The sequence below is a fragment of the Mycobacterium sp. IDUB_17 genome, assembly GCF_055419465.1.
The window spans coordinates 509,325-525,842 of the sequence record NZ_JBVAXS010000003.1; the positions used below are offsets into that span (position 1 = coordinate 509,325).

The 16,518-nt window shown below is 67.3% G+C and carries 19 protein-coding genes; 8 read left to right on the forward strand and 11 right to left on the reverse strand.

The window, feature by feature from the left end; translation table 11 throughout:
• The first annotated feature begins 81 nt into the window (after positions 1-81).
• From ACZYZ7_RS15445 to ACZYZ7_RS15455, 3 genes are all read left to right on the forward strand, one after another.
• Positions 82-1,338, forward strand: coding sequence for a hypothetical protein (locus tag ACZYZ7_RS15445; protein WP_463741258.1), 1,257 nt, complete (start codon positions 82-84; stop codon positions 1,336-1,338).
• Between the two features lie 69 nt (positions 1,339-1,407).
• Complete coding sequence (locus ACZYZ7_RS15450; protein ID WP_463741259.1) at positions 1,408-1,899, forward strand: ImmA/IrrE family metallo-endopeptidase; 492 nt, start codon at positions 1,408-1,410, stop codon at positions 1,897-1,899.
• A complete protein-coding gene (locus tag ACZYZ7_RS15455) occupies positions 1,896-3,029 on the forward strand; it encodes a hypothetical protein (RefSeq protein WP_463741260.1) in 1,134 nt (377 codons plus the stop codon). Before ACZYZ7_RS15450 ends, ACZYZ7_RS15455 begins: the two co-directional genes overlap by 4 nt.
• An 81-nt stretch (positions 3,030-3,110) precedes the next feature.
• Here the strand turns inward: ACZYZ7_RS15455 and ACZYZ7_RS15460 are convergent, their stop codons facing one another.
• The 4 genes from ACZYZ7_RS15460 to ACZYZ7_RS15475 form a co-directional block, all read right to left on the reverse strand.
• On the reverse strand, positions 3,111-3,509 hold the full coding sequence (locus tag ACZYZ7_RS15460) for a secretion protein EspR (RefSeq protein ID WP_029109017.1): 399 nt from the start codon (positions 3,507-3,509) through the stop codon (positions 3,111-3,113).
• A gap of 895 nt (positions 3,510-4,404) precedes the next feature.
• Entirely contained in the window at positions 4,405-4,941 is a 537-nt protein-coding gene (locus ACZYZ7_RS15465) for a peptidase (protein ID WP_135459460.1), read from the reverse strand.
• 243 nt (positions 4,942-5,184) lie between these two features.
• The gene (locus ACZYZ7_RS15470; protein WP_135459459.1) at positions 5,185-5,808 is read right to left on the reverse strand and encodes a superoxide dismutase; all 624 of its coding nucleotides are present in this window, start codon (positions 5,806-5,808) and stop codon (positions 5,185-5,187) included.
• Positions 5,809-5,958: 150 nt separating this feature from the next.
• Positions 5,959-6,117 carry a hypothetical protein gene (locus ACZYZ7_RS15475; protein WP_167857649.1) on the reverse strand — a complete coding sequence of 53 codons (159 nt, stop codon included), beginning with the start codon at positions 6,115-6,117 and terminating at the stop codon, positions 5,959-5,961.
• 432 nt (positions 6,118-6,549) lie between these two features.
• Between ACZYZ7_RS15475 and ACZYZ7_RS15480 the strand changes: the two genes are divergently transcribed.
• The 3 genes from ACZYZ7_RS15480 to ACZYZ7_RS15490 are packed head-to-tail and all read left to right on the forward strand — an operon-like array spanning position 6,550 to position 8,894.
• A complete protein-coding gene (locus ACZYZ7_RS15480; RefSeq protein ID WP_135459458.1) occupies positions 6,550-6,891 on the forward strand; it encodes a rhodanese-like domain-containing protein in 342 nt (113 codons plus the stop codon).
• 39 nt (positions 6,892-6,930) lie between these two features.
• The gene (locus ACZYZ7_RS15485; RefSeq protein WP_450071461.1) at positions 6,931-8,013 is read left to right on the forward strand and encodes a DUF4328 domain-containing protein; all 1,083 of its coding nucleotides are present in this window, start codon (positions 6,931-6,933) and stop codon (positions 8,011-8,013) included.
• Positions 8,014-8,018: 5 nt separating this feature from the next.
• Positions 8,019-8,894 carry a glycerophosphodiester phosphodiesterase gene (locus tag ACZYZ7_RS15490; protein ID WP_135459456.1) on the forward strand — a complete coding sequence of 292 codons (876 nt, stop codon included), beginning with the start codon at positions 8,019-8,021 and terminating at the stop codon, positions 8,892-8,894.
• 28 nt (positions 8,895-8,922) lie between these two features.
• On the opposite strand, the gene ACZYZ7_RS15495 is transcribed toward ACZYZ7_RS15490, so the two are convergent.
• The 4 genes from ACZYZ7_RS15495 to ACZYZ7_RS15510 all read right to left on the reverse strand — a co-directional run bounded on the left by ACZYZ7_RS15495 (position 8,923) and on the right by ACZYZ7_RS15510 (position 12,560).
• The gene (locus ACZYZ7_RS15495; RefSeq protein ID WP_135459455.1) at positions 8,923-9,471 is read right to left on the reverse strand and encodes a ferritin; all 549 of its coding nucleotides are present in this window, start codon (positions 9,469-9,471) and stop codon (positions 8,923-8,925) included.
• A gap of 138 nt (positions 9,472-9,609) precedes the next feature.
• Positions 9,610-10,827, reverse strand: coding sequence for an LCP family protein (locus ACZYZ7_RS15500; protein ID WP_463741419.1), 1,218 nt, complete (start codon positions 10,825-10,827; stop codon positions 9,610-9,612).
• A 115-nt stretch (positions 10,828-10,942) separates the two neighbouring features.
• Entirely contained in the window at positions 10,943-11,719 is a 777-nt protein-coding gene (locus tag ACZYZ7_RS15505; protein ID WP_450071460.1) for a CPBP family intramembrane glutamic endopeptidase, read from the reverse strand.
• Between the two features lie 46 nt (positions 11,720-11,765).
• Positions 11,766-12,560 (reverse strand): DUF2470 domain-containing protein, encoded by a 795-nt coding sequence (locus ACZYZ7_RS15510; protein WP_463741261.1) that lies wholly within the window; start codon positions 12,558-12,560, stop codon positions 11,766-11,768.
• A gap of 146 nt (positions 12,561-12,706) precedes the next feature.
• Between ACZYZ7_RS15510 and pheA the strand changes: the two genes are divergently transcribed.
• Together pheA and ACZYZ7_RS15520 are read left to right on the forward strand one after the other, a co-directional pair.
• Entirely contained in the window at positions 12,707-13,651 is a 945-nt protein-coding gene (gene pheA / locus ACZYZ7_RS15515; protein WP_135459452.1) for a prephenate dehydratase, read from the forward strand.
• Entirely contained in the window at positions 13,648-14,337 is a 690-nt protein-coding gene (locus ACZYZ7_RS15520) for a histidine phosphatase family protein (protein WP_450071458.1), read from the forward strand. Before pheA ends, ACZYZ7_RS15520 begins: the two co-directional genes overlap by 4 nt.
• Here the strand turns inward: ACZYZ7_RS15520 and ACZYZ7_RS15525 are convergent.
• The 3 genes from ACZYZ7_RS15525 to ACZYZ7_RS15535 are packed head-to-tail and all read right to left on the reverse strand — an operon-like array spanning position 14,334 to position 16,366.
• A complete protein-coding gene (locus ACZYZ7_RS15525) occupies positions 14,334-14,534 on the reverse strand; it encodes a hypothetical protein (protein WP_450071457.1) in 201 nt (66 codons plus the stop codon). The genes ACZYZ7_RS15520 and ACZYZ7_RS15525 overlap by 4 nt on opposite strands.
• A gap of 53 nt (positions 14,535-14,587) precedes the next feature.
• A complete protein-coding gene (locus ACZYZ7_RS15530; protein ID WP_463741262.1) occupies positions 14,588-14,938 on the reverse strand; it encodes a metallopeptidase family protein in 351 nt (116 codons plus the stop codon).
• A gap of 3 nt (positions 14,939-14,941) precedes the next feature.
• Positions 14,942-16,366, reverse strand: coding sequence for a septum formation family protein (locus ACZYZ7_RS15535; protein WP_463741263.1), 1,425 nt, complete (start codon positions 16,364-16,366; stop codon positions 14,942-14,944).
• Between the last annotated feature and the right edge of the window lie 152 nt (positions 16,367-16,518).

Consider the following 16,518-nt stretch of genomic DNA (forward strand, 5'->3'; position numbering starts at 1 on the left):
CAAATTCGGACTGCTTGTTTGTGCGAGAATTGAATTCGTCAACGAAAGCTTGCAGGCGGTGCGCGAAAGGGTGGTGACAACGTGCGTTCGCGGTTGCGCGTCGCCGCCTCGACCGGTCTGGTGCTTATAGGCCTGATCATTGCCGGTGTCGGGGGCGCATTGGCGTTTGCCGATCCGGATCGAGGCCGGCCCGACAGCGGTCAGGGCTCGTCGAATACTGCCGGCAACGGGCAGGACGGGCACGGGGGCAAGGACCACGAGCCGGGCCAGAATCAGGGCGGCGATTCCCAGGGCGAAGACGGGGATGGCAGCGGCTCGCCGGGCACCCGTACGACCCACAAGCCCACCAAGACGAGCGGCAAGCCGACCAAGACGACGGGCAAACCGACCCAGACCGACGAACCCAGCGGGCCGTCGCAACCGTCCGGTACCCGGACGCCTCCGCAAACTGGAACCGACACCAACACCCCGACCAAGACCGACACGGCGACCCCGACGAAGAGCGACACGGCGACCCCGACGAAGAGCGACACGGCGACCCCGACCAAGACCGACACTGCGACTCCCAGCACGAAGCCGTCGGAGTCGGAGACACCCACGACATCTGCCAGCGAGACAGTGTCGACCACGCCCTCGACGACGGCTGTCACGACGACCGCGACCACCACGCGCACGACCGAGACGACCGCGACCACCACGAAGACGACCGAGTCGTCGACGACCGAGACCACCAAGTCGACCTCCGAGACCACCGAGACGACCAAGTCGACGTCGGAGACCACCTCCGCGACATCGGAGACCACCCAGACCACCACAACTCTGATCGGCGGCGCTGCCGGCGGTGGAGGCGGTGGCGGCGTCCCCGCGCCGTTCAACTTCCCGCGCCCGCCGGTGATGCAATTGCCGGCACCGCCGGCACCGGCGGCCGATGTGGCTGTGCCACCCCCGCCCGGCCTGGCCGCGGCGGCCGGGGTGCCGCCGATCGCCGTTCCGGTCGTCGTGCTGCCCGTCATCGTGCCGCCGCTCGCGGCGCCGTTGGGTGGTCCGGGCTCGGACCACGGACCGAGGTCGGGACCTGAGATGCAACCCTCGACCAAGATGCGGACCGAGACGAGGCCTCCCGCCGCCGTCGGATTGAACGCGGGCCTCCCGCCGGCGTCCTACCGGGCCGGCTACGCGGACTACCTGCGTACGGCGAACACGATGGAGATCGCGGCGATGGCGCTGCCCGGGGTAACCGGGATGATGGCTCTGACCGGCCTGGGCGGGCTCGTGGGCTACCGGCAGGCCAAAGCCGGCCGTACCGTCAGAATCGACGCCAGTCGGTTCATGCGTTAGGAACGACCTGGGAGAATCCAGGTAAGGGGACTTGTCCGGGCGTGCTACGAAAGGGTGGAAAGGGGGATCATGTCCGCCAGTCGAAGCGTTACGCGCGCTGTCAACGAGGTTCTCGATCTGGCCCCGCGACAGGGCGAAGTCACATTGACCCGCCTGGTCGACGCGGTGAGCGCAGACCGCGGTAGGCCGATCGAGCTGACCATGGCAGAACTTCCGCCCGGGGTCTGCGGGCAGTGGCGGCAATACACCGACCGCGATGTGTTCCTCATCCAGCAGGGCCTGCCGGCCTGGGACCGCACCCTGGCTCACGAGCTCGGCCACCTGGTGCTGGGCCACGAGGGCATCTCGATCGTCGATGCGGCCGCTGCCACCGCTGAGGTGGCCACCTCGGATCTGATCAGCTACATGCTCAACCAACGGACCGGCTGCATGGGGCCCAACGGCGAGGACATCGAGCAGGAGGCCGAGGACTTCGCCGCGCTGCTGCTGTACCGGCTCGGCCGGCTGCCCTCCGACCGGTCATCGATTGTGCAGGTTCGCCTCGGAGAGGCGTTTGGTTGATCGTCTGGGTGATTGCCGGCCTACTCGGCCTGGCGACCGGCCTGCGCATCGGTTGGGCACTGGTCAACAAACAATCCCTGGTGAGCTCGGCGATGATCCTGTCGTTGGGCAGCCTTGGCGTCGTCGCAGCACTGAACTGGCAGCCGCTCGCCCTGCTGATCGACACGGTGGTGCACTGGCCCAACATCGCGGTCGGACTGAGCCAGGTTGCGCTGATCGCCTGCGCAGCCGGTAGTTGCGTGATGATCACGACGGCGTCATCGAGCCATTCGGCGACTCTCACCCGACGCATCGCACTGGTCCAGTACGGCATTGCCGGACTCGTGACAGTCATCAGCCTGGTGATCTTCTTCCGCGCCGGTCGACAGCCGGAGATGTCGCCGTCGGAGTACCTCAAGCGGGATCTCGTCTCGAACGGCACCTCATGGCTGCTGCCGTTGCTCTACGTGTTCCTCGCCCTCACCCTGGTGGCGTGGGCGGGCCTGCGCTACTCGAACCGCAGCCGGCGTGGGCGGGCGCTGTTCCTGTTCACGGTCGGGATGGTGCTGATCGTGGCTACCAGCGGCTTCGTCCTGCTCCGCGCCGCGGGGCGCACCGAGCCTGTCGGTGTCGGCGCCGCGGCGACCATGCTCGGGTGCGCGATGGTGATCGTCGCCGCCGGATCGCTGTTGCCCAGCGTCGAAGACTGGTTCGGTGCACAACACGAACTGCGGACCATCAAACCGCTGCTGAATGAGTTGGCCCGGCGTCAGCCCGACGTGGGTATCGGCGTGCGTCCGCGCGGACCGCTGGTGTTCCGCGTCGCCGAACGGATGTCGCTGATCTCCGACGCGCTGTACCTGGAAGCGACCGCGGCCGACGCGCGTCAGCACGAGACCGCCGGGCCCCGCGGATCAGCCGGATCAAGTGACGCAACACAATTCGGCGATACCGAGCGACCTCAAGTGTCACCCCGGGATCAGGCGCGGGCCATCGCCCAGTGGATCTACGACACTCGCGAGGGGGATGAAGATTCAGCGTTTCCGGGGCTGGCCTGGCTCAGCCAGCCGGAATCGTTTTCGGACCGGGAATGGATTCTGGCGATTGCCGAGCAGTACCGGAAATTGGACCGCGGGGCTGCGCGCAGCTGAAACCCGCGCGAGTGGAAACCACCTAAATGGTCCCACTGACGTGGGTTTCAGCGCGCGAGGATGCCGGCAGAACTCGACGAATCAGTCGTCGAGGTGTTCCCGGCGGCGCAGCTCATCGACCTTCTGGACCAGATCCTGTTGGGCTTCGGTGGACAGCCCGACGGTGCGGGCAGCGATCCGGCGGATCCCTTCGTCACGCATGCTGGCCAGCCAGGTCAGCTCCTTGTCGAGCTTCTCGTAGTACTCGTCGTCGGTGAAGTAAGCCGGCTTGATACGGAAGAAGTTGGCAAGTGCGGCCATAGTTGCCGCCGACGGGTTCGTCCGGTTGCCCGAACGGAGCTGCGACAGATACGGAGCCGACATGGTGACGCCCTCGGACTTCAGTGCGGCGATCACCTCGGCAGACGTGTGGGGTCCGCGCCCGGGTGGATAAACCGTATCGAACAGGCGGTTTAGGCGGGCGGCGAACGTCTTGCTCATCGATTTGACCTCCACATGCTTCACGAGCGGTACGAATAGGCGGCGTATTTGCTGACTATGGTAGCGAGTGTTGTGACGACAACCAAGTGCAAACGCCACAAAAGTTAACCTGGCTTTGCGTTTTGACTGTCCGCGCCACGGATAACGAGTCCTTCGCCATGGAGGCGGGGCGGGATTGCGCCGTCTGGCAATGCAAAAGGTGACGGTTGCGTTGTATTGGGCGCGGTGAGCTGCGCTCACAGGCGCGCTCGATCATGATCAACTTCTGGGCCGGCAACCGTCGCAGCGCCGTGACTAGGGGAAACAGATATTTGCTGTAGCGTGGGCCCCAGGTCGCGTCAGATTGCGCGCAACGCCGTTGTCGAACGACGTGGAACACGTTACAGGTTGGGCGATGGAATGCGCATCAGCCCCCTTGCGTGCGATAGCCAGACGGCCCCGGGGGGATTCCGGCGTCGATTCCAGGCAGGGTTGCGATGTGGAAACAGGCGGCGGTTTGCGTCGTCAAGGGACAATCGATGGCACAAATGCGGCCGCCGGCACGGTTGCGGCGGCTCGCCTCGGCTATCTGGGGGTCGCGATGGGTAGCCGAGTACGGCGACCCTGCTGCTGACGCCGGCGCTGACGCCTGCGGCTGCGGACATGGCGACCTTTCGACACACCGCCGGTCTGTGCCGCTTGCGCGGCGCACTTACATACGGTCGAAGGTCTCACTCACCGCATCACCATTTGTCGGCCGGGCCTGACGCCTGCGTGTCGACGCGACGATTGCGGGCTGCTGCCCTTCGCTGATCTTGAGGACCCTAGCTGTTGTCGGCCGAACCCGCTACGTTTCCTGTCGTTTTCGGGTAGCCAGATTCTCCTGATTAGAGAGGATGTCCCCCCACTGGTGGCGTCACGCGGCCAGGAGCATCGCCAGGATTGCGGTGTCGGGGTGGCTGATCGGATCGACTCCGACCCGGCTGACCACCGATGTCACCGTGCCATCTGACTCGGCTTCCACCCAGGCGGCTCTGTGTTCCAGCCCGAGATACGGAAGTCCTGGTAGGAGTACGCATCCCGACGCCGCACCGGTGCATTCCGGAAGCGACGGCGTTGTCTCCGAAGGAGGATGCAGCATCAGCAGTGCCGGCGGCTGATGCTCGGCGAAATACCCGGGCGGAACCGCGGATTCGCCGACCACCGGGCCTTCGGCGATGACCAGGCCGACGGTGCCCGGGCGGGGCTGCTCGGGCAACTCTTCGCGGACTCCGAAAATCGTTGTGGTGGAGAGCAATCCGGGCAGTGATGCGATCCGGACCGTGACCATGAGAAGCTGCGCCCACTCTTTGGTGGAGTCAGGCCATCGGCCCGAGACCACGAAACCTTTGAGAGCACCGCCGGAATGAAAGGGGGCGATCTCGATCGCCCTGCCGGACCCCGTCGTATCCATATCGCCTCCGGGACATCGGTGTTGGGCCACCGGTTCACCGGTGCTCCGACACGTCTGTGGGTCGATGAGACCAGAATGCGGCAGCAGTCGCAGCTGTGCAAGACGACACGGGGCCCGGACCGGTAACGAGTCGGCCAAGAACGAGCCGGCCCGGAAACGAGGGCGGGGCGTCACGCTGTCGCGCGACGCCCCTTGGTGAGAGATCAGAAAACTGATCCAGCCCTCGATCGGACCGAATCGGAACTAGCCGAAGATCAGGCCGTTGGTCTTGGAGGTGGCTGCCGCGTAGCGGTTCTGCACGTCCTCCCAGTTCACGACATTCCAGAACGCCTTCACGTAGTCGGCCTTGACGTTCTTGTACTGCAGGTAGAAGGCGTGCTCCCACATGTCGACCTGCAGCAGCGGGATGATGCCGAGCGGCACGTTGGCCTGCTGGTCGTAGAGCTGGAAGGTCAGCAGCCGGTCGCCGAGGCTGTCATAGCCGAGCACGGCCCAGCCCGAACCCTGCAGCCCGTTGGCGGCCGCGGTGAACTGCGCCTGGAACTTGTCGAACGAGCCGAACTGGTCGTCGATCGCCGCGGCGAGATCGCCGGTCGGCTTGTCGCCACCGTTGGGGGACAGGTTCTTCCACCAGATCGAGTGGTTCACGTGGCCGCCGAGGTGGAAGGCCAGGTTCTTCTCGTTGAGGAAGATCGCCGCGTGGTCACCGTTGGCCCGCGCCTCGTCGAGCTTGCCGACGGCGTCGTTGACGCCCTTCACATAGGCCGCGTGGTGCTTGCTGTGGTGGAGCTCGTTGATCTGCCCGGAGATGTGGGGCTCCAGCGCTCCGTAGTCGTAATCCAGGTCCGGCAAAGTGTATTCAGCCACGAGATTCCTTCCTCATTTTCGATCGATGGAGCCAGGCGTCCTCAACGATCCTGACGTTCGACACTCAAGATCGTTGCCAACATTGCTCCATCGCAGGGCGCACCGCAAGGACGCGCATGCCGTCCTCACGTATACCCGATGGGGCGACGGTCAGAGCAAGACCATCACGGCGAGCACGCCGAGCAACAGCAGCGCGATCACGCTGGCCCGGAGGAAGATCATCAGCTGGTTACGGGTGTGCAGATGACCGGATGAATGCCATTCGGGCTGCGGAAAGGCTGATCCCGATCCCATCGGATGTGACGCCATCAAACACTCCTGACCTGCACGATCAATGTTTGCCCCCCAGTGAGTTCTGTCACAACAGCTGGTGTGACGCTGATCATAGACCCTGTAATGGCCAGGGGAAAATCGGCTACCGCGTAAGTCGATACGGCCCGCTCGGCCACTGGAATCAGGCTGATCCCAACCGATCCGGGCCCCTGTTCGTGACCGCGTTTAGCCGAGTGCTTAATTTCGCTCCGCGCCCGCGGGGGTTGTTGATCGCCGCCGCGGATACCCCAGGTTTATCCACAGTCCTGGACAGCTACCGCACAGTAATCCCCATATCGCAGGCTTTTCCGCTGGTGCCGGGCTGTGGATGAACCTGTGGAAACTGTGGATAGCCTCCCGTTGCTAACGCCGCAGCGAGGCATAAGGGTCGGGTGCGCTCTGGCTCGCAGGCATGCGAGCATTGAGGGCATGGACGATGTGGAAGTCGGGAAGGCAGATATCGCTGCGGTACCCACCACGTTCGAAGGGTCTGTCGTGCTGCTCGACGTCCGTGAGGACGACGAATGGCAACGCGGACACGTCGCGGGCGCGCAGCACATCCCGATGGGCGACGTCCCGACGCGGATCGCCGAGATCGACCCCGATGCCGAGCTGTACGTGGTCTGCCATGCCGGCGGACGCTCCCTGCGCGTGGCGAACTACCTGGCCCGTAACGGCTACACCCCGATCAATGTCGAGGGCGGAATGCTGGCCTGGGCCGGGGCCGGACGTCCGGTCATCACGGATGCCGGCGGCCCCGGCAGCGTCTGACCGCAAGGAACTCCGGGAGATCGTGGCTAGGCTGGTCGGATGATCCAGGTGTGTTCGCAGTGCGGGACGCGCTGGAACGTGCGTGACCGGCAGCGGTCGTGGTGTCCCCGGTGCGGTGGCTCGTTGTTGGCGCCCTCTGCGCCGTCGTCACCTCAGTCCCAGTGGAGGCCCCCTGCCCAGCCTTCCGCATCGTCCGCGCAGGCACCGTCACCGACGGCAAAACGCACGCCACAACTCTCGCCCGGCTATCGCTGGATCGCGCTGCGCCCGGGCGCCCCGCCACGCCAGCGGCGCGGGCGTCGCGCGCTCGGGCCGACACCGCGCTACCGCACGATTCCGAGCTGGGGACTGCACCAGTACTTCGACGTCGACGAGCAGCCGGAGAAACCCGCTGACGAGTCCGGCGTCGGCACGGTCCGCCTCATGCTCGTGGCGGCCATGGTGGTGTTGGGTGTCGCGGCCTTCGCCCACGTGGTTCGGTATGCGCTGCTGCTGATCAACCGCAGTGTGTTGCTGCATCCGCTAATCGCCATCGGCGGGGTGCTGATCGGTCTGCTCGCCAGCGTGGCAGCGATGCTCGTCGTGGTCATCACGGTGGTGGCACTGGTGCGCTGGCTGATCGCGCGTCGGGCCGCCGGGTACGCCGAGCACGGCGAGGAGGATCCGCGCAGCACCACGACACTGTGGGTCTGTTGTCTGCTGCCGGGGGTGAACCTGGTGATGGCGCCGGTGTTCGTGTGGGAACTGGCGGCCCTCGAAGGTCGTCTCTCGCATCTGCGGCGACCGATCGTGGTGTGGTGGATCGTGTGGATCCTCAGCGCGCTGGTCGCGACGTGGTCGATGGCAAGCACCGTGTACGTGACCTTCTTCAACAACACCCCGCAGAACATCGCCGACAACACGGTGGCCACGATCGTCGGGTACCTGCTGGCGCTTGCGGCCTTCCTGCTGACGGCCAAGGTGTTCGCCGGTTTCGAGGGCACCGGTACCGCGGCGGCCGAGCGCAGCGTCCGACGCTGGGTGGTGGTCGAGCCCGAGGGTTCCGAGCCTTCGCAGAATCGTGAGGATTCAGCTGAATCCGCCGTTCCGGTTGAGTCCCAAGGGCAGAACCCGGCAGCATAGTCCGTATGGAAACGGGCGACGGCGGAGCCGCTGGGCAGGCGGCCCCGGGGCCTGGCCATCCGTTCGTGGTGGCACATCGGGGAGCATCCGCCGCCAAGCCCGAGCACACGCTTGCCGCGTACGACCTGGCATTGCGTGAGGGTGCCGACGGCGTGGAATGCGATGTGCGGCTGACCCGCGACGGGCACCTGGTGTGTGTGCACGACCGACGGGTGGACCGGACCTCCACCGGTACGGGCCTGGTCAGTGAGATGACACTCGCCGAGTTACGCAGGCTGGACTACGGGTCCTGGCATGCCGGCGGACGTTCCGGCGATGACACCGACGGAGACGGTGTCATCGAAGGCGCCGTCGGGGAGACCGGGCTCCTGACCCTCGACGATCTCGTATCGCTGGTGCTGGACTGGAACCGGCCGGTCAAGCTGTTCATCGAGACCAAACATCCCGTGCGCTACGGCGCGCTGGTGGAGAACAAGGTGCTGGCCCTGTTGCACCGGTACGGCATCGCCGCGCCCGCCTCGGCCGATCTGTCCCGCGCGGTGGTGATGTCGTTCTCGGCGTCGGCGGTGTGGCGGATCCGCCGGGCCGCCCCGATGCTGCCGACGGTGCTGCTCGGTGAGACGTCGCGATACCTGGGCGGCAGCGCGGCCACGACGGTCGGGGCCACCGCCGTCGGCCCGTCCATCGCGACCCTGCGCGAGCATCCGGAACTGGTCGACCGGGCCGCCGCCCAGGGGCGCGCGCTGTACTGCTGGACCGTGGACCATTACGAGGACGTCCGGTTCTGCCGCGACATCGGGGTGGCGTGGGTGGCCACGAATCATCCCGGCCGCACCAAGAGTTGGCTACAGAACGGCCTGACCGGTGCGGGCCGGGACTGAGGGCTGACAGAAGGCCGGTGGCCTCAGATCAGAGATTGCCGCCGGCAGCCTTCGGGGCAGCCGGATCCGCTCCGGCGCCGCCGGTGAGTTCCCGGGCGACGAAGTCCTCGATGTGGAACAGGTTGGCACCCGCGCGGTCGGCGATGCGCACCAAGGTCGCCATCGACGCGACCTCTTCGATCTGCTCCTTGAGGAACCACTGCATGAACTGCTCGCCGAGGTAGTCACCCTCCTCGCGGGCGACGCTCGCGAGCCGGCTGATCTGCTCGGTGACGGTGCGCTCCTGGCTCAGTGCCAACGCGAGCGCGTCACGCGGCGCGTCGAAGCGGTTGCACACCGCGTCGACACCGGGGATCTCGACGTCGATATCCCGGTCGAGCAGATACTGGACCAGCATCATGGCGTGGTTGCGCTCTTCGACTGCCTGCGCATAGAAGTGCTTGGCGAGCTGCGGAAGGTCGGCGCCGTCGAAATAAACCGCAATTGCGATGTATTGCTGTGACGCGGTGAACTCGCTGCGAATCTGGTCGGAGACAAGCGCGTGGAATTTCGAGTCGAGTTCGCTGGTCGTCGTCATGATCGCGAGGATATAGCAGGTCAGAGCATGTTGTCATCGAAGGTTGACCTCATTGAGGTCAGCTTTACCTTAGTGGTGTGGCGCGCATTACATTTGCTGTGGAGAATTTGCTGATCGCGAATTTAGCGTTGCCTATGCTTACGGTTGGGGCTTTTCGATGACATCAGCGGGGACGGCCGAATCGTTGGCCAGTGCGGTGAACAGTCGGCCGGCCGCGTCACTGTCCCACACCACCACCGCGCCCGAATCACTGCCGGTGAACTCACCGATCGGCACGGTCGTGGTGACCATGTCGTCACCGTGCATCGCCCAGGCCAGCCGGGCCAGGTCCCAGACATGTGCGTCCTCGTCGACCGCCACGGAGTTGGTGGCGGCCCGGGCCATCGGCTGCCACCGTAGCGGGTTGAGCAGTACCTCCGGGCTGGTGGTCCGGTGTAGCAGGGCAGACATGAAGGCCCTCTGGTGGATCATGCGATCCAGGTCGGCTCGCGGCGTGGCGCGGGTGCGGACGTAGCCGAGGGCGCTGCGGCCGTCGAGTTCCTGGCAGCCCGCCGGTAGGTCGATCCCGGCCAGCGGGTCGCTGATCGGTTCGGCCGGGCACATCGTCACCCCGCCGACGGCATCGACGAGTCCGGCGAAACCGTCGAACCCGATCTCGGCGTAGTGGTCGAGGTGCAGGCCGGTCGCCAGTTCGACGGTCTGCGCCAGCAGCTGCGCCCCGCCCAGGGCGAACGCCGCGTTGACCTTGTCCTCGCCGTAGCCGGGAATCGGCAGGTAGGAGTCCCGGGGGATCGACACCATGGTGGTCGGGGTACCCGAGCCGATCCCGGGGATGTGCACCAACAGGATGGTGTCGGTGCGGCCGTTGCCGATGTCGCCGCCGGTGGCCAGCTCGGCCTGCTGTTCGGGGGTCAGGTTCTGGCGACTGTCCGATCCGACCAGCAGCCAGGTGGTGCCCTGGGCTGCGGCGGGGCGTTCGGGGTAGTCGGCGAGAGCCGGGATGCGGTGCAGCGACGAGTTGATCCAGAAGCCGCCGCCGACCACCGCCAGCACAACCGCCAGTACGAAGATCAGGGGCACCGCCACAACCAGCCGGCCCCAATGCCGCCTGCGCCTGGGCTTGCGTGAAGGCGTGGGTGCGGGCGGCCGGGCGGCGGAGGGTCGTGGCGCGCCGGGCTGAGGTCGCCGCGGCGGGGGTGGTGGGGGTGGTGGGGGAGCCGATCGAGGCGGGGGTTGCCTGGTGGGTTGTCTGGGTGGCTGCTGCCTCGGGGGTTGCCGCGACGGCGGCGGTGGCGTGCGCGGCGGTGTGGGTGGATTCGGCGGCCAGGCCGGGCGGTGGTTCGGGTCGCGCCGGATCACCTGGGACGGCTCGGCGTCACGACGGCGTGGTCCCGGACGCCGCGAGCGCGGGTCGGGAGGTCCCCCTGAAGCGGTGAAGTCGGCCACAGCAGAAATGTACGTGCCGGATGCGCTATCGCAGCCAGCCCAGACGATCCGCCACCAGCGCGTAGCCGACGAATGCCACCGCATCGATCAGGGTGTGGGCGATGATCAGCGGCCAGAGGCGCCCGGTGCGCTGCCACGCGTAGCCGAACACCAGGCCCATCACCACATTGCCCAGACCGGCGCTGTAGCCCTGGTACAGGTGATACGCGCCGCGGAGCAGGCTGGAGATGATCAGCGCCCGCCCCGGGCTCACGTCGAGCTGACGCAACCGGGTCAGCAGGAACCCCACGACGATGATCTCTTCGGCCCAGCCGTTGGCGAACGCCACACCGAGCAGCATCGGGATGCGCCACCACGTGTCGTACAGCTCGGCGGGCTCGACGTCGGCGCTCAGCCCCAACACCCGGGCCAGCACGTAGAACCCGAGCCCCGGCAAGCCGATGAGCAGGGCCAGGCCGAGGCCTCCCAGCCCGTCGGCACGCCATTGTGGGCGCGACAATCCGATCGCCGACGGTCCGAAGCCGCTGCGCCACAGCAGGTACAGGGCCAGTGCGCCCCAGGCCAGAAGCTGCAGTACCACGGCCAGGTGCAGGCCGAGGTCGATCAGGTCGAACGGGGAGCGCTTCGGGTTGAGCGCGACCGTCTGCCCGGACAGGCCGAGCAGTATCGCTTCGACCAGGCGCAGGCCCGCGGTGTACGCGCTGAGCCCGAAGGTCACCGCCAGTACGACGGCGATCTCGATTTTGAGCGTGCGGCGCTGCGGCTCGAGCTGCTCGTCGGGCCCGGTCGCCGAAGTCGTCACCGGAGCTACGGTAGCGGCGCCCGGGCCACGGGGCGGATCGCGCGGGTCAGATCCGGCGCGCGCGCAGGCCGTTGAGGAACGGGCAGCCCATCAGTACCCGGATGGCCTGGCTCAGCCCGGTCACGTCGTCGACCGGCTTCGGGAACGGCAGCCGCACGTCGTGGTCCCCGTGTTCGTTCTCCACCCGCAGTTGCACGCCGTAGCGGTCGAGGCCCAGCGGGCGGACCCGGCCCTGGCGCAGGGTCATCGGCAGCCGGGTGGCCAGGCGCTCCACGACGTCGCGGTGAGAGGACTCCATGTGTTGCAGCCAGCCGGATTCCATCGCGCAGAACGGATCGGGGCGAGCCTGCAGCAGGGCCCCGAGGCCGACCGACTCGGCGCCGGTGGAGTCGGCCACCACCACGGACTCGATCTCCAGGCGCATCAGCGTGTAGTTGTCGTCATCCTGTTCGGCGCCCGACCGGGCCCTGGAGTTCACCTGCAGCAGGGCCGGATTCGGGTTCTCCGCGGCGACCAGATCGAGCAGAACGGCGACCTCCGCCGACGGCACATGGTGCAGGCGGCCGCGGATCCACACCAGGGAACGCACCGGTTCGCGCAGCGGCAGCGGGGCGTAGTCGGTCATCTCCAGCACGGCCTGGACCCCGGCCGAGCCGGCTGACATCGCCACGCCCGCCAGCGGGCCGGTTTCGGGGACCGTGATCGCGAAGGACCCGTCGTCGAGCAGGTGGTGAACGGGTGAGGCGACCGGTTCGATGCCCTCGACCGCGAGCATGGCGCCGCCGCCTCGTGCGCATGCACTGCGGATCCGCTCGGCTGTCGTCGGTGTCGCTATGGCCATCTCGCCGCCTTCGAAACTAGGTGAGGTGATTAAGTGAGGTAAGCCTAACTTAACTGGACGCTACGGTGCGGGCAAGGGCTCCGGTGAAACACCGGCGGGGCCGTCATCAACCGATCGCACCCGCGCCGACCCGATAGGGTTGGGATGTGCCGCGCATCGCCTACCTCGGGCCGGAGGGAACCTTTACCGAAGTGGCGTTATTGCAGATGGTGGCCCACGAGATGGTGCCCGGTCTGCAGGCGGCCGCCGGTGACGGAAAAGCCGGCTTCACCCCCGTGCTGACCGACAGCACCCCGGGCGCGCTGGCCGCGGTCCGGGACGGCCGCGCCGACTACGCCTGTGTTCCGATCGAGAATTCGATCGAAGGGTCGGTGCTGCCGACGCTGGACAGCCTGGCGGTGGGGGAACCGCTCCAGATCTACGCCGAACTGACCCTCGACGTGGCCTTCACCATCGTGACCCGCCCCGGGCACAGCGGGCCGGTGCAGACCGTGGCCGCCTTCCCGGTGGCGCTCGCCCAAGTGCGGCGGTGGCTGGCCGCCAACCTGCCCGACGCCGAAATCGTGCCGGCAACCTCCAACGCCGCGGCCGCCCACCAGGTCGCCGAGGGCAACGCCGACGCCGGGGTGAGCACCCGACTGGCCGCTGAGCGCTGCGGGCTGGACATCCTGGCCGCCGACGTCGTCGACGAGGCCAACGCTCGAACCCGCTTCGTCCTGGTCGGTGCGCCCGGCGTACCGCCGTCGGCCACCGGTGCCGACCGCACCTCGGTGGTGCTGCGCCTGGACAACGTCCCAGGCGCGCTGGTCACCGCGATGACCGAATTCTCGATCCGCGACATCGACCTCACCCGGATCGAAAGCCGGCCCACCAGAACCGAGCTGGGCACGTACATGTTCTTCCTCGACTGTGTCGGACACATCGATGACGATTCGGTGGCCGAGGCACTCAAAGCGCTGCACCGACGTTGTACCAATGTGCGATATCTGGGTTCCTGGCCGACCGGAGCGAGCGCGGGTGCGCCCCCGCCGCGTCTGGACGAGGCCACACGGTGGTTGACGGGTTTACGTGACGGGACGGGCGGCTCATGAGCGGACGGCTGATACTCGTCCGGCACGGGCAGTCCCACGGCAACGTCGCGCGGCGTCTGGACACCCGGCCGCCCGGTGCCGAGCTGACCGACCTCGGGCACGACCAGGCCCGGCGGTTCGCCGGAACGCTCAGTGCGCGTCCGTCGATCCTGGCCCACTCGGTGGCTCGGCGCGCAGCGCAGACGGCGGCCGGTATCGGCACCGAAACCGGTCTCGTCCCATTCGAATTCGAAGGGGTCCACGAAGTTCAGGTCGGTGAGCTGGAGGACCGCAGCGACGACGACGCCGTCGCCGAGTTCAACCGGATCTACGAACGCTGGCATCGGGGCGAACTGGACGTGCCGATGCCGGGCGGCGAGAGCGCCGAGGCGGTACTGGCCCGGTACGTGCCGGTGCTCACCGAACTGCGGCTGCGCTACCTCGACGACCACGACTTCCACAGCGACATCGTGCTGGTGAGTCACGGCGCGGCGATCCGGTTGGTGGCCGCCGTGCTGGCCGGCGTCGACAGCGGCTTCGCCCTCGACCATCATCTGGCCAACACCGAATCGATCGTGCTGGCACCGATCACCGACGGGCGCTGGAGTTGTGTGCAGTGGGCGGCGGTGACACCGCCGTTCTACCCGGAGCTCGACGCCACACCGGTCAGCGACGCGGTGACGTCCGAGGCCGACCCGATGGGCTAGGCGTACCGCCGGCTCGCAAGTGCGCTCTCATCGGCACACGTGCAGCCCACCGCCGCACAGTCGAGGCTGAACGTATGTGCTGCTTCCGGGGTGGTGCAGGTGTCGTCGGTGCATTCCGCGCGGTACCGGACGTGGTGGATCACGGTGCCGTGGCAATGCTCCAGACCGGCTGCGCACTCCCGGCACTGGATGGTCATAGCCCGTTGATAGCACCGCGGGCCGACAAAACGCGGTTGCCGCGCCTAGCCGCTTAGCCCCAACCCAGTTCGTGGAGCCGATCGTCGTCAATCCCGAAATGGTGCGCGATCTCGTGGATCACCGTGATCGCCACCTCGTCGACCACGTCGGCCTCGCTGTCACAGAAATCCAGCAGGGCTTCGCGGTAGATGGTGATGGTGTCCGGCAAAGATCCGGCGTACCAGGAATCCCGCTCGGTCAGCGCGACTCCCCGGTACAGGCCCAGGATCTCGGGCTCCTCGGGATCGCGATCTTCGACCAGGATCACGACGTTGTCGATCGCGGCGGCCAACCGCGGCGGGATCAGGTCGAGTGCGTCGGACACCAACTCGTCGAACCGCTGCGAGCTCATCCGCACCGGCACGGGTTACGGCCCCGGCGGTACGGGCGCCGGCTCACCCGGCGGCGGCCCGGCGGGCGGGGCCGCACCCTCGGGCGCGGGTGCCGGAGCCTGCTCGGGCGCGGGGGCCGCGGCCTGCTCGGGCGGCGGCGGGTTGAACGTGTTGGCCTGCGTGGGGGCGGGCGCCGCAGTGGTCGCGGATTGCGGCAGGTGCTGGCCGCTCGACGACGAGCCCGATGACCCCGAGGACCCGGACGAACCCGACCCGGACGAACCCGATGAGCCCGATCCTGACGATCCGGACGAGGACGACCCGGACGAAGACGACGACCCGGACGAACTCGACGACGACGGCTCGTCGACATCCGGCATCGGGATGGGCTCCATGTTGAGCCGCTCCTCCGGGATGTCGGGCGGCGCGACCGGGGGCTGCCCGTTGATCATCAGCGGGCCCTTGGCGCTGTTGATCAACGTCGACCACCCGCCGTTGCCCAGCGTGGCGCCGATGCTGCACGACACCTGGTGGCTGCCGGCCGACCAGCTGGGCAGCGAGATCGTGCTGTAGCTCAGGGCCAGCGTGGTGGTGCGCAACTGGACCGGGGCCAGGTAGGCATCGGTCTGCGCGGTGCACGTGTCCTTGATGAAGTTGTCCTGATCGCCTTCCGAAGGCAGCCCGCCGGGGAACTTCTCCCCGAGGTTGACCGCGCCGGTGACCTCCATGGCGTGCGGCGCCGCGCAATCGACCGGGACGTCGGTGGGCTGGTTGGTGGCGGCGTCGATGCCGAGGCAGGTGCCTGCGGCCCACACCTTCGACTGGTCGACGTCGGACACGTTGCCCGCGGACTCCAACTGGCTGTCGCCAGGACCGAGCAACTGCAGGCCGCACAGCATGCGCCGCTCGCCGGACTGCTTCCAGGCCTTCTCGCCCGACCACAGCAGGCCGATCGTGTACTTGCCGTTGGGGTCGTATTTCGGACCGAGGTAGCCGCGCACCGACGGGGTGCACTGCTCCTGGCTGATCTGCTTGATCCGGTCCACCGTCGGTGGCGGGGAGCCGGGCCCGTACTCGCTGCCGGGGAACGTGCGCATGTCGACGGACTGGGCGACCTCGAAGCGATGGTTGTCCTTGCAGTCGACGATGCGTGCGGCGTCGGGGTTGCGGCCGGGCCAGTTCAGGCAGTCGCCACGCTTGACGTGATTGAACGTGTCGTTGCCGCGGGGGCCCAGGGCGATCGCCCCCGGTCCGGAGTTGGACCCCTCACTCCGGGGCAACGCGGTGATCAGGCCGGCGATGAGCAGTGCGCCGAGCGCCGTCAACAGCAGCGCACGTCGCGTCGACGCGGCTGCCAGGCTCTGCCACCAGTGGTCCCTTGCGGGATGTTCTTCCGGCAGAGGTTCGGCGAGCAGGACCCCGCTCTCGGGCTGCTCGGGGTGCTCGGGTGCTTCCAACATTGCCCTCCATTGTGACAGGCGTGTCAGGCCCTGTGACAACTGATGCGGTTGTAATGTTGCGAGGTTGTGGCCGGCGGCCGCCGCCCTCGGGTGGGGTCACGTCATCGACCACCTCAGATGTACGTCGCCGCACTTCAAAAAGTAGGGTTGCG

Excerpts from the sequence above, each read along its gene's own strand:
- ACZYZ7_RS15465 (WP_135459460.1), bottom strand. The coding sequence starts at position 4,941 with ATGGATACGACGGGGTCCGGCAGGGCGATCGAGATCGCCCCCTTTCAT.
- ACZYZ7_RS15535 (WP_463741263.1), bottom strand. The coding sequence starts at position 16,366 with ATGTTGGAAGCACCCGAGCACCCCGAGCAGCCCGAGAGCGGGGTCCTG.
- ACZYZ7_RS15450 (WP_463741259.1), top strand. The coding sequence starts at position 1,408 with ATGTCCGCCAGTCGAAGCGTTACGCGCGCTGTCAACGAGGTTCTCGAT.
- ACZYZ7_RS15495 (WP_135459455.1), bottom strand. The coding sequence starts at position 9,471 with ATGACGACGACCAGCGAACTCGACTCGAAATTCCACGCGCTTGTCTCC.
- ACZYZ7_RS15480 (WP_135459458.1), top strand. The coding sequence starts at position 6,550 with ATGGACGATGTGGAAGTCGGGAAGGCAGATATCGCTGCGGTACCCACC.
- ACZYZ7_RS15490 (WP_135459456.1), top strand. The coding sequence starts at position 8,019 with ATGGAAACGGGCGACGGCGGAGCCGCTGGGCAGGCGGCCCCGGGGCCT.
- ACZYZ7_RS15485 (WP_450071461.1), top strand. The coding sequence starts at position 6,931 with ATGATCCAGGTGTGTTCGCAGTGCGGGACGCGCTGGAACGTGCGTGAC.
- ACZYZ7_RS15520 (WP_450071458.1), top strand. The coding sequence starts at position 13,648 with ATGAGCGGACGGCTGATACTCGTCCGGCACGGGCAGTCCCACGGCAAC.
- ACZYZ7_RS15510 (WP_463741261.1), bottom strand. The coding sequence starts at position 12,560 with ATGGCCATAGCGACACCGACGACAGCCGAGCGGATCCGCAGTGCATGC.
- ACZYZ7_RS15460 (WP_029109017.1), bottom strand. The coding sequence starts at position 3,509 with ATGAGCAAGACGTTCGCCGCCCGCCTAAACCGCCTGTTCGATACGGTT.
- ACZYZ7_RS15525 (WP_450071457.1), bottom strand. The coding sequence starts at position 14,534 with ATGACCATCCAGTGCCGGGAGTGCGCAGCCGGTCTGGAGCATTGCCAC.
- ACZYZ7_RS15475 (WP_167857649.1), bottom strand. The coding sequence starts at position 6,117 with ATGGCGTCACATCCGATGGGATCGGGATCAGCCTTTCCGCAGCCCGAA.